This window comes from Streptomyces flavofungini (genome assembly GCF_041028215.1).
In the GTDB taxonomy this organism is placed as follows: Bacteria; Actinomycetota; Actinomycetes; order Streptomycetales; family Streptomycetaceae; genus Streptomyces; species Streptomyces flavofungini_B.
Window position 1 is genome coordinate 1 of sequence record NZ_JASKYR010000260.1, and the last position, 10,837, is coordinate 10,837.

At 73.7% G+C, this 10,837-nt stretch carries 10 protein-coding genes and 1 pseudogene; 2 read left to right on the forward strand and 9 right to left on the reverse strand.

Going from position 1 to position 10,837, the window contains the following annotated elements:
• The 9 genes from AB8Z36_RS19135 to AB8Z36_RS19175 form a co-directional block, all read right to left on the reverse strand.
• On the reverse strand, positions 1–741 hold a 741-nt coding region (locus AB8Z36_RS19135), incomplete at its 3' end, for an ABC transporter ATP-binding protein (protein ID WP_369214551.1).
• The gene (locus tag AB8Z36_RS19140) at positions 734–1,663 is read right to left on the reverse strand and encodes an oligopeptide/dipeptide ABC transporter ATP-binding protein (protein WP_369214562.1); all 930 of its coding nucleotides are present in this window, start codon (positions 1,661–1,663) and stop codon (positions 734–736) included. The genes AB8Z36_RS19140 and AB8Z36_RS19135, both read right to left, overlap by 8 nt.
• 41 nt (positions 1,664–1,704) lie before the next feature.
• Entirely contained in the window at positions 1,705–2,589 is an 885-nt protein-coding gene (locus AB8Z36_RS19145) for an ABC transporter permease (RefSeq protein ID WP_369214552.1), read from the reverse strand.
• Positions 2,582–3,547, reverse strand: a complete 966-nt coding sequence (locus AB8Z36_RS19150) for an ABC transporter permease (RefSeq protein WP_369214553.1) — start codon at positions 3,545–3,547, stop codon at positions 2,582–2,584. Before AB8Z36_RS19150 ends, AB8Z36_RS19145 begins: the two co-directional genes overlap by 8 nt.
• Positions 3,548–3,606: 59 nt before the next feature.
• A complete protein-coding gene (locus tag AB8Z36_RS19155; protein ID WP_369214554.1) occupies positions 3,607–5,202 on the reverse strand; it encodes an ABC transporter substrate-binding protein in 1,596 nt (531 codons plus the stop codon).
• 126 nt (positions 5,203–5,328) lie between these two features.
• Positions 5,329–6,420: an acyl-CoA dehydrogenase family protein gene (locus AB8Z36_RS19160; RefSeq protein ID WP_369214555.1), complete on the reverse strand. Its 1,092-nt coding sequence runs from the start codon at positions 6,418–6,420 to the stop codon at positions 5,329–5,331.
• Positions 6,417–7,604, reverse strand: coding sequence for an acyl-CoA dehydrogenase family protein (locus AB8Z36_RS19165; protein WP_369214556.1), 1,188 nt, complete (start codon positions 7,602–7,604; stop codon positions 6,417–6,419). Before AB8Z36_RS19165 ends, AB8Z36_RS19160 begins: the two co-directional genes overlap by 4 nt.
• Positions 7,601–8,623: an NADPH:quinone oxidoreductase family protein gene (locus tag AB8Z36_RS19170; RefSeq protein WP_369214557.1), complete on the reverse strand. Its 1,023-nt coding sequence runs from the start codon at positions 8,621–8,623 to the stop codon at positions 7,601–7,603. Before AB8Z36_RS19170 ends, AB8Z36_RS19165 begins: the two co-directional genes overlap by 4 nt.
• A gap of 74 nt (positions 8,624–8,697) precedes the next feature.
• The gene (locus tag AB8Z36_RS19175) at positions 8,698–9,318 is read right to left on the reverse strand and encodes a helix-turn-helix domain-containing protein (RefSeq protein ID WP_369214558.1); all 621 of its coding nucleotides are present in this window, start codon (positions 9,316–9,318) and stop codon (positions 8,698–8,700) included.
• A 91-nt stretch (positions 9,319–9,409) separates the two neighbouring features.
• Between AB8Z36_RS19175 and AB8Z36_RS19180 the strand changes: the two genes are divergently transcribed.
• Together AB8Z36_RS19180 and AB8Z36_RS19185 are read left to right on the forward strand one after the other, a co-directional pair.
• The gene (locus AB8Z36_RS19180) at positions 9,410–10,492 is read left to right on the forward strand and encodes an NAD(P)/FAD-dependent oxidoreductase (protein WP_369214560.1); all 1,083 of its coding nucleotides are present in this window, start codon (positions 9,410–9,412) and stop codon (positions 10,490–10,492) included.
• Between the two features lie 107 nt (positions 10,493–10,599).
• Positions 10,600–10,837 (forward strand): annotated as a pseudogene (locus AB8Z36_RS19185) (hypothetical protein); the annotation flags it as partial.

The window sequence follows — 10,837 nt, forward strand, 5'->3', positions numbered from 1 at the left end:
CCTTGACGGCGGGTTACGAGCGGTCGAATCCCGCCCTTCGCGTCCCGTCTCGAATGGGCCCTTCCCCTGTATCCCCGCCGCACCCGGCCGCGACGCGCCGCACCCGCGCCGCGCCGCTCCCCCGCGCCGCTCCAGGAGGACGCGGTCGTGGCCGACGGCCAGCAGGCCCGCGCCGTGTTCGGCGCGGTACTCCTCCACCACGTGGACCAGGGCCGCCGTCGTGGAGGCGTCGAGCATCGCCGTCATCTCGTCGCAGATCAGCCAGCGGGGGCGGAGCGTCAGGGCGCGGGCCAGGCAGGCGCGCTGGAGCTGGCCGTCGCTCACCTCGTGGGGGCGGCGGCCGAGCAGGTCGGCGCCGAGGCCGACGCGGGCGGCGAGGCCGGGTACCTCCGCGGCGGCCTCGGAGCCCCGGCCCACCGCGCGCAGCGGCTCCGCGATCAGGTCCGTGAGGGTCAGGCGGGGGTCCGCGGAGAGCCTCGGCTGCTGGAAGACGACGCCGAAGGCGGTGCGCTGCTCGCGGGGTGCCCGGTGGCGCCAGCCGCGCGCGGCCTCGCCGTCGATGACGACCTGACCGGAATCGGGGCGGTGCAGCAGCGCGGCCACGCGGGCCAGGGTCGACTTGCCGCAGCCGCTCGGCCCGAGGAGCCCGACGGACGCGCCGGGCGCGATGGTGAGGTCCACGTTCCGCATGACGGGGTCCCCGCGGTCGTAACCGGCGGTGATGGAGCGCAGTTCAAGCACGGGGCGCCTCCAGCACGTCCGCGTGGGGGTGGTGACAGGCCGTACCGCCGACGAGCCCCGGCAGGACGGCGCACGCCGCGTCGGCACGGTCGCAGCGCGCCGCGAACGCGCACCCCTCGGGCAGCGCCGTCAGCTCGGGCGGCATGCCGGGCACGGGCGTGAACCTCCGTTCGGGAAGGGCGTCGAGCAGACCACGGGCGTAGGGGTGGCGGGGGCCGGGTGCCCCGAAGAAGGTCTCGGCGTCGGCCAGTTCCACCACCCGGCTCGCGTACATCACCGCCACCCGGTCGGCGATCCGCTCCGCCGCCGCCAGGTCGTGCGTGATCAGGAGCAGCGCGCGCTCCTCGCCCACGTGCCGGCGCAGCTCGTCGACCGTGCGGTCCACCAGCTCGCGGTCGAGCCCGGTGGTGGGTTCGTCGGCGAGCAGCAGCGGCGCGTCGCCGATCAGGGCGAGCGCGGTGGCGGCGCGCTGGGCGAGGCCGCCGGAGAGTTCGTGGGGGTAGCGGTCCAGGTGCCCGGCGGGGAACGCGGCCCGTTCGGCGGCCCGCTCGGCGGCGGCCCGCAGCCCCGGCCGCCGTACGCCCGCGAGTTCGCGCAGGCTCTCCTGGAGCTGGGAGCGCACGGTGCGCACCGGCGTCAGATGCGCCGCCGGGCTCTGCGGTACGAGGCCGACGCGCCGCCCCCGCACAGAGCGGGCGAGCGTGCGCTCGTCGGCGGCGAGCAGGTCCACGGCCCCGTCATCGCCACCGTCGCCGAGGAGCGCGGACCCGGCCGTCTCGGCGTTCTCCGGGAGCAGGCCGAGCAGCGCCGAGGCGAGCACCGACTTGCCGCAGCCGCTCTCACCGACCAGGGCGAGGCACTCCCCCGCCGCGAGGTCGAAGGTGGCGTCGGTGACGGCGGAGACATGGCTGCCGCCGCGCATGCGGAACCGTACGGAGAGGCCTCGCACGGACAGGACGGGCTTCACAGCATCAGCTCCGATCGGCGCCGGGGGTTGATCCGCTCCCGCCAGGCGCCCGCGAGGCCGGCGATCGCCAGCGTGGGGACGATGATGAACACGCCGGGGAAGAGCGTCGGCCACCAGTCGCCCGCGAGGAGCGAGCCGCGCGCGCTCTGCACGAGGGTGCCGAGGCTCGCCTGGTGGGTGGGCAGGCCGAGGCCGAGGAAGGACAGCGCGGACTCGTGCCAGATGGCGTGCGGGACCATCAGTACGGCGGCGAGTCCGGCCTGCGGCAGGACGCCGGGCAGCAGGTGCCGCACCGCGACGCGCAGCCGTGAGGCGCCGCCGGAGATGGCGGCGTCGACGTAGGGCCGCGAGCGCAGGGAGAGTACCTCGGCGCGCACGATGCGGGCGGTGGAGAGCCAGTGCGTGAGCGCCACGGAGACGACGACCGGCCATACGCCGGGGCGGAACATCGCCACGATGAAGATGCCGAGCAGCAGGTGCGGCACCGAGGAGAAGACGTCCACGAGCCGCATGACGACCCGGTCCACCCAGCCGCCGGACGCGGCGGCGAGCGCGCCGACGGCGGTGCCGATGACGGTGGCGACGACCGCGGCGACCACGCCCACGAGGAGCGAGACCCGCAGCCCGTAGACGCAGCGGAGCAGCAGGTCACGGCCGACGTCGTCGGTGCCGAACGGGTGCGCGAGCGACGGCGGCCTGAGCTTCGCCCCGAGGTCGACGGCCTGCTCGTCGAGGTGGACGAGCGGCGGTACCAGGAGCACGGCGAGGACGACCGCGGCGACGAGGACGGCGGAGGTGCGCACCCGCCACGCGCGCGTGGAGCGGCGCACGCCGCCCCGGGCGCGCCATGCGGGGGCGGGCGCCTTGGTGAGGTCAGCCATCGAAACCCACCCTCGGGTCGGCGAGGCCGTACAGGAGGTCGGCCACGAGGTTGCCGAGCAGGACCGCGGCCGTGGCCAGCGCGGTCAGCGCGGCGAGCAGCGAGAAGTCCACGGCGGTCGCGGCCTGCACGGTGGCCGCGGCGATGCCGGGCCAGCTGAAGACCGTCTCCACGAGCAGCGCTCCAGTGATCAGTTCGGGGACGCGGGAGCCGATGAGCGTGAGGACGGGCAGCATGCCGGAGCGCAGGGCGTGGCCGAGGAGCACGGTCCGTTCGGCGAGGCCACGCGCGCGTGCGCCGCGCACGGGGTCGTCGCCCAGTGCGTCGCCGACGCCCTGGCGCACGTAGAGGACGAACCAGGGGAGCTGCGAGACGGCGAGCACGCCCGCGGGCAGCACGAGGTGGCTCGCGACCTGCCCGGCGGTCACAGTGGAACTCGCCGTGTCGGTCAGGCCGCCCGAGGGCAGCACCCCCAGTTTCAGCGCGAACAGCCAGACGGCGAGCAGCCCGAGCCAGAACGGCGGCGCCGCTTCGAGCGTGTACGCGAGCGAGGTGACCGCCCGGTCGAGCCAGCCGCCGGGGCGGCGCGCGGCGAGGACGCCGAGCGCGGTGCCGAGCAGGATCGCGACGAGGAAGGCGGTCGCGGCGAGCAGCACCGACCAGCCGACGCGTTCGCCGATGACGTCGGCGACGGGCTGGCGCAGCGCGCTGGAGTCCCCGAGGTCACCGGTGAGGGCCGAGGTGAGCCAGTCCCACCAGCGGGCGGCGAGCGGCTTGTCGACGCCGAGGTTGGCGCGGAGCTGGTCGAGGTTCTCCTGGGACGCGGTGAGGCCCGCCGTGCCCGCGTACGCCTTGACGGGGTCGAAGGGCGACGCGGCGGCGATGGCGAAGACGCCGAAGGTGACGGCGAGCAGCACGGGCACCGCGAAGAGCGCGCGCCGTCCCGCGAGGCGCGCCATCGGCCCCCAGGGCAGGCGACGGCGTGCCGCCCGCCCCGGTGTGTTCGATATCGCCGGTGTCACTTCTCGGACTGCCAGTCCTCGACGTTCCACCAGGGGCCGGACGCGAGGCCGTGGTCGTGCGGCTCGGTCTGGGTGGTGAGGTCGCCGAAGCGCTTGTCGACGACGTAGAGGTGGTCGATGTGGGTGAGGAAGGTGTAGCCGGGGTCCTTGGCGAGCTCACGCTGGACGGTGTCGTAGGCGGCCTGGCGCTCGGCGTGGTCGCCGCTCCTGCGGGCGTCCTCCAGGGCGTCGTCGACCTTCTTGTTGTCGTAGTGCGCCATGTTGTTGAAGCCGTCACCGGCGAGCGAGGACTTCAGGAGCGTGTACTGGTCGAAGTCCGGGTCGGCCGGGGAGCCGCCGCCCGCGAGGACCGCGTCCTTGGGCATGCGCGGCTGGATGACCTCCCAGGTGCCGGACTGCACCTCCACCTTGACGCCGATCTTCTTGGCGTCGGAGGCGTAGGCGAGGGCGTGCTCCTGGCGGAGCTTGTCGCCGGAGAGGTACCAGAGGGGGAACGTCGCCCGGACGCCGTCCTTCTCGCGGATGCCGTCCTTGCCGGGCTTCCAGCCCGCGTCGTCCAGGATCTTCCTGGCCCTGGCGGCGTCGAACTCGCGCTCGGTGCCCTTGGTGAACCAGGGGCTGTCGGTCGGGACGGGCCCGTAGGCCTCCTTGCCCGCGCCGTCCAGGATGGAGTCGACCATGGCCTTTCGGTCCACGCCGACGTCGAGGGCGCGGCGGACGGCGTTGTCGCCGGTGACCTTGTTGCCGGTGGGCAGCGTCACCACGCGGTAGTCGAACGTCTTGGCGGCATAGGTCTTCTTGTCGCCGTCGCTCTCATACTTCTTGGCGAGGTTGGGCGGCAGGATCGCGCCGTCGAGCTCACCGGCGTCGAGCCGGGTGGCGCGGATGTCGTCGTCCTTGATGATCGCCATGGTGAAGTCCTTCACCTTCGGCGCGCCGCCCCAGTAGCCGGGGTTGGCCTTGAAGGAGAGCTTCTCGCCCTTGGACCACTTGACCAGCTTGTACGGGCCCGTGCCGATCGGCTTGGTGGTGAAGGAGCCGTTGTTGACGTCCTGCCTGCCCGCGACGTGCTCGGGGGCGATGGGCAGGACGGTGCGCTCGGCGAAGGGCGCGTAGGGGTACTTGAGCGCGAAGACGACGGTGTCGTCGCCCTTCGCGCGGACGCTTCTGACGGCGTCGAGCTCGGTCTTGGAGGCGTTGTTGGTCTTCTTGTCGAGGATCGTCTCGTACGTGAAGACGACGTCCTTGGCCGAGAAGGGCTTGCCGTCGCTGAACTTGACGCCCTTACGCAGCTGGTACGTGTAGGTCTTGCCGCCGTCGGTGACCTTGGGCAGCTCGGCGGCGAGGGCGGGCTTCAGCTTCATGTCGGCGTCGTGCGTGAGCAGACCGTCGAAGATCTTGGAGTTGCCGTCCTTGCCGTAGCCGAGGAGCGGGCTGAGGGTGTCGGGCTCGTAGGCGATGCCGACGACCGCCGAGTCCTTGGCGCCGCCCGAGCCGCCGCCGTCGCCCGGGGCGGAGCAGGCGGACGCCGTGACCGCCATCGCCACGGCCGCCGCCGCGCCGCCCGCGGCTCGTATCGATCGGGCCCTCATGCTCCACACCCCTACTGAAGATCATCGGTTGTTGCGAACGGGTCGCAATTATGCCTTACGTAAGGAGTGGGTAAAACAAGCAGCCCACACGCGGTACGTGTGGGCTGCACGGGTCTATCCGGGCGGTCAGGGCGCCTGGATGTCCACCAGGTCCGCGAGGGCTTCGCGGTGCCGTCCCGCCGTGCCGTACGCGATCGAGTCGGCCTTGGCGCGCTTGAGGAGGAGGTGAACGGGGTGCTCCCAGGTCATGCCGATCCCGCCGTGCAGCTGGAGCGCCTCCTCGGCGGCGCGTACGGCGACCGGAGCCGCGTAGGCCTGGGCGACGGCCGCCGCGAGGCCGGACTCCCCGGAGCCCGTCGCCAGCGCGTCCGCGGCGTTGCGGGCGGCGGCGCGGGTGTTGACGACCTCCAGCCAGAGCCGCGCGAGCCGGTGCTTGAGCGCCTGGAAGGAGCCGACGGGCCGGTTGAACTGGTGCCGCTCCTTGACGTACCGGACCGTCTCCGTCAGACACCACTCGGCGATGCCCAGCTGTTCGGAGGCGAGCAGCCCGGCCCCGGCCCGCAGCCCGCGGGCCACCGCCTGGGCGGCGTCCGGGGCCAGCGCACGCGCGCGTGCCCCGTCGAAGGTGACGGCCGCGAGCGGACGCGTCAGATCCAGGGAGACCGCCGGTTCGACGGTGACCCCGTCCTGCGCGGCGTCGACCGCGAACAGCCCGTCGGCCGTGGGCACGAGGAACACGTCCGCGACGGCGGCGTCGGCCACCGCGCCCACCCGGCCGCTGAGCGCCCCGGCCTCCTCCCGTACGACGAAGCGCGCGTCCCCGGGAGCGTGCGGGAGCGGCACCGCGAGGACACCCACCGTGCGGCCGGAGGCGAGCGCCCCGAGCAGTTCCCGCGCGGGCTCGCCCGCGCACGCCAGAAGCGTCTCGGTGGCGACGACCGCGCTGGTCAGATAGGGCACGGGCGCCACGGCCCGGCCCAGCTCCTCCAGGACCACGGCGGCTTCGCGGTGCGTCGCGCCCTGGCCGCCGAGCTCCTCGGGGACCAGCAGTCCGGCGAGGCCCATCCCGTCGGCGAGGGCCTTCCACAGCTCGCGGTCGTGCGGCTCGGCGGTCTCGACGCGGGCGAGCACGGCCGTGGCGTCGCAGTGGTCGGAGAGCAGGTCGCGCACCGCTGAGCGCAGCGCCTCTTCCTCTTCGGAGTACAGCAGGTCGCTCATCGCGCGAGGTCCTTCCAGGCGACGTCCTTGTCGGTGCGCGGCTCCGAGGGCAGACCGAGGACGCGCTCGGCGACGATGTTGAGCAGGACCTCGCTGGTCCCGCCCTCGATGCTGTTGCCCTTGGACCGCAGATAGCGGTAGCCCGCCTCACGGCCGGTGAAGTCGACGAGCTCCGGCCGCCGCATCGTCCAGTCGTCGTACAACAGCCCCTCCTCGCCGAGGAGTTCCACCTCCAGGCCGCTGATCTCCTGGTTGAGGCGGGCGAAGCCCAGCTTCATGCCGGAGCCCTCGGGTCCGGGCTGGCCCGCGACGAGCTGCTGGCGCAGGCGTTCGCCGGTGAGCCGCGCGACCTCGGCGTCCACCCAGAGCTTCAGCAGACGCTGGTGGAGGTCGTGGGTGCGCAGCTCGGGGCGCTCGCGCCAGGTCCTGGCGACCGGGCCGATCATGCCGCCCTCACGGGGGATGCGCATGCCGCCGATGGAGACGCGCTCGTTCATCAGGGTGGTCTGGGCGACCTTCCAGCCCTCGCCGACCTCGCCGAGGCGGTGCGCGTCGGGGATGCGCACATCGGTGAGGAACACCTCGTTGAACTCGGCCTCGCCGGTGATCTGCCGCAGCGGCCGCACGTCGACGCCCGGGTCGGTCATGTCGCACACGAAGTACGTGATGCCCCGGTGCTTGGGCCGCTCGGAGTCGGTGCGGGCGATCAGGATGCCCCAGCGGGCCGTGTGCGCGCTGGAGGTCCATACCTTCTGTCCGTTGACGATCCAGTCGCCGCTCGCCTCGTCGCGGACCGCGCGGGTGCCGAGGGCGGCCAGGTCGGAACCGGCGCCGGGCTCGCTGAAGAGCTGGCACCACACCTCCTCGCCGGTCCACAGCGGCCTGAGGAAGCGGCGCTTCTGCTCCTCGGTGCCGAAGCCGAGGACGGTCGGGGCGGCCATGCCGAGGCCGATGCCGATGCGCCGGGGGTCGTTGTCGGGCGCGCCCGCGGCTTCCAGTTCGGCGTCCACGACGGCCTGGAGGGAGCGCGGGGCGCCGAGTCCGCCGAGCCCCTCGGGGTAGTGCACCCAGGCGAGTCCGGCGTCGAAGCGGGCGCGCAAGAAGTCGCCGCGTCCGGTGGTGGCGGGCGGGTGCGCGGCGAGGAACTCCCGCGTCCGTTCCCGCAGTGCGCTCGCGTCGGTCATGCGGCACCTCCGTGCGTGTCGGTGGCCCCGTGCGTGTCGGTGGCCCCATGCGTATCGGTGGCCCCGTGCGGAAGGACGGCCACGCGCCCGGTGGTGACGCCGTCGGCGACGCGCTGCACGGCGGCCGCCGCACCGCCCATCGGGACGCGCTCGCTCACCAGCGGCTTGATGGCGCCCTTGGCGGCCAGTTCGGTCAGCGCCTCGTGGCAGCGCGCGATCGCCTTGGGGTCCTTGGTGTTGTACAGGCCCCAGTGCAGGCCCACGATCGAGTAGTTCTTCACCAGCGCGTGGTTGAGCGAAGGCGAGGGAATCGCCCCGCTCGCGAAGCCCACCACGACGATGCGGCCCTCGAAGGCCACGCACTTGGCCGACTTGGCGTAGGCGTCGCCGCCCACGGGGTCGTAGATCACATCCGCGCCCCGGCCGCCGGTGGCCTCCTTCACGGCCCCGACGATGTCCTCCGCGTGCCGGTCGATGACCAGGTCGCAGCCGAGCTCGCGGGCGACCCGCGCCTTCTCCGCGCCGCCGACGACGCCGATCACCCGGGCGCCCGCCGCCCTGCCGAGCTGCACGGCGGCGCTGCCGACACCGCCCGCCGCCGCGTGCACCAGGAGCGTCTCGCCCTCCTGGAGGTGCGCGCGGCGGTGCAGGCCGAACCAGCCCGTCTGGTAGCCGATGTGCAGCGCGGCGGCCTCGGCGTCGTCGAGCGCGTCGGGCGCGGGCAGCAGGGCGCGGGCGTCCGCGACGGCGTACTCGGCGAAGCCGCCGTGGGGCAGCACCGGGTTGGCGATCACGCGCCGCCCGTCCTCGGTCTCACCGCAGATCTCCACACCCGGCGTGAACGGCAGCTCCGGCCTGACCTGGTACTGGCCCCGGCAGAGCAGCGCGTCCGGGAAGTTGATGTTCGCCGCGCGGACCTGCAGGAGCACCTGCCCCTCGCCGGGATGCGGGCGGTCCATCTCCACCAGGCGCATCACCTCGCCCGGCTCGCCGTTCTCGTGCACTTGCCATGCCTGCATGCGGGGCCTCCACGGGGCTGTCGTAGACCGGGCTCCTGCGCATACTAAGCGGTCGCTTGCCGCCAGGGGAACCGTCAGTGGCCCTCCACCTTGCGCGTGGGCCGCGCCCGTACGTGCATGCGCTCGCCCTGCGGCCCGAAGAGGCTGAGGAACTCGGCCCCGCCCTCACCCGTCGCCCCGAACCAGTGCGGGACCCGGGTGTCGAACTCCGCGGCCTCTCCGGGGCCGAGCAGGACGTCGTGGTCGCCGAGGATCAGCCGCAGCTTTCCGGAGAGGACGTACAGCCATTCGTACCCCTCGTGGGTCTGCGGCTCGGGCGCGCACGCCGTGCGGGCGGGCTCGACGACCTTGTACGCCTGGAGGCCGCCGGGCTGGCGGGTGAGCGGCAGCATCGTGCGGCCGTGCCGGACGATCGGCTTGGCCCGTACGCGCGGGTCGCCCACGGGCGGGGCGCCCACGAGCTCGTCGAGGGGGACCTGATGGGCGCGGGCGATGGGCAGCAGCAGCTCCAGGCTGGGCTTGCGGTGGCCGGACTCCAGACGGGACAGGGTGCTGACCGAGATGCCGGTGGCCTCGGAGAGACCGGCGAGGGTGGCGCCGCGCTCCCTGCGGATGCGGCGCAGACGGGGGCCGACCTCGGTGAGGACCTGGTCCATCTCCTCGGTCCCGGCGGGTTCTCTCGACGTGTCGCTCATGCCTCCATCATGACGCACGACTTGCCGCATCGGCAAAGAGGCTTGTCATTTCCGCAGTGGCGGAGCGATGGTCTGCGTGGAGGTGGTCACCATGACCCGTAACAGCAGGAAGCACGGAGCACACGACGGAGCACACGCGGAAGCGGGTGGCGCAGCGCACGGTGGCGCGGCTTACGACGTCGTGGTCGTCGGCGGTGGTACGGCGGGCCTGAGCGCGGCGCTCGTGCTCGGCCGCTCCCGGCGCCGGGTCCTCGTCGTCGACGCGGGTGAACCGCGCAACGCGCCCGCCGCCCATATGCAGGGCTACCTGTCGCGGGACGGGATGCCGCCCGCCGAGTTCCTCGCCGAGGGGCGGCGCGAGCTGGCGCGGTACGGGGTGGAGATCGTCCGGGACCTGGTCGGCGCCGTCGTCCCGGACGGCCGCGGGGGTTTCACGCTCTCCCTCGCCGACGGCCCGTCGGTGCGCGCCCGCCGGGTGGTGCTCGCCACCGGGCTCGTGGACGAGCTGCCGGACGTGCCGGGCCTCGCCGAGCGCTGGGGACGCGACGTGCTGCACTGCCCGTACTGCCACGGCTGGGAGGTGCGGGACGAGGCCTTCGGCGTACTGGCGTCGGAGCCGTTCAACAGCCACCAGGCGCTGCTCGTCACCCAGTGGTCCAAGGACGTCACGCTCTTCCTCGACAAGGTGGGTGAGCTGCCGGACGCGGAGTGGGAGCGCCTCGCGGCTGCCGGGGTCTCGGTCGTCGAGGGCGAGGTCGCGGGCCCGGTGGTCGAGGACGACCGCCTCACGGGGGTGCGGCTCACGGACGGGCGGGTCGTCCCGCGCTCGGTGCTCTTCGTCGCCGCGCGACCGGTGGCCCGCTCCGGCCTCCTCGACGCGCTCGGCGCACACACCGAGGACACCCCGTTCGGGCCCTACCCCGCCCTGGACGAGACGGGCAGGACCAGCGTCCCCGGCATCTGGGCGGTGGGCAACGCCGCGTCGCCCATGGAGCAGGTGATCAACGCGGCGAGCGCGGGGTACCGGGCCGGAGTGGCCCTCAACGCCGAGCTGGTGATGGCGGACATCGACGCGGAGGCGGCCCGGCGCAGGGCCGGGGTCTTCTCTCCGGAGACCGAGGCGGCGGTGGCCCGGAGCGTCGCGGGGGACGGGGTGCACGGGTTCGCGAGCTGAGCCGTGCCGGAACGAGGGCCATGTGCTGGGCCGCGCCGGAACGAGGGCCATGGCCTGGGCCGCGCCGGGCATGGTGTTCTCGCGCCGTACGCGGTATCGATGCGGCCATGACCGAGGAGCACGCGGGGCCGGGAGTGCCGCTGGCGGAAGTGCCGCTGCCGGGGCTGCCAGGGCCTCCCCCGCCGGGGGCGAGCGCGCTGCCGCCCGGCACCTATGACGGCACGGTCGTCGTGGTCACGGGCGGCGGGACGGGGCTCGGCAAGGCGATCGCGGCGGAGTTCGCGCGGCTCGGCGGGCGGGTGACGGCGGCGGAGTGCGACATCCGGGACGCCGAACGCGTCGCCG

Bases quoted from the DNA above. Each gene is read 5' to 3' on its own strand.
- AB8Z36_RS19140 (WP_369214562.1), bottom strand. From the start codon at position 1,663: ATGCGCGGCGGCAGCCATGTCTCCGCCGTCACCGACGCCACCTTCGAC.
- AB8Z36_RS19165 (WP_369214556.1), bottom strand. From the start codon at position 7,604: ATGACCGACGCGAGCGCACTGCGGGAACGGACGCGGGAGTTCCTCGCC.
- AB8Z36_RS19175 (WP_369214558.1), bottom strand. From the start codon at position 9,318: ATGAGCGACACGTCGAGAGAACCCGCCGGGACCGAGGAGATGGACCAG.
- AB8Z36_RS19150 (WP_369214553.1), bottom strand. From the start codon at position 3,547: ATGGCGCGCCTCGCGGGACGGCGCGCGCTCTTCGCGGTGCCCGTGCTG.
- AB8Z36_RS19155 (WP_369214554.1), bottom strand. From the start codon at position 5,202: ATGAGGGCCCGATCGATACGAGCCGCGGGCGGCGCGGCGGCGGCCGTG.
- AB8Z36_RS19160 (WP_369214555.1), bottom strand. From the start codon at position 6,420: ATGAGCGACCTGCTGTACTCCGAAGAGGAAGAGGCGCTGCGCTCAGCG.
- AB8Z36_RS19170 (WP_369214557.1), bottom strand. From the start codon at position 8,623: ATGCAGGCATGGCAAGTGCACGAGAACGGCGAGCCGGGCGAGGTGATG.
- AB8Z36_RS19145 (WP_369214552.1), bottom strand. From the start codon at position 2,589: ATGGCTGACCTCACCAAGGCGCCCGCCCCCGCATGGCGCGCCCGGGGC.
- AB8Z36_RS19180 (WP_369214560.1), top strand. From the start codon at position 9,410: ATGACCCGTAACAGCAGGAAGCACGGAGCACACGACGGAGCACACGCG.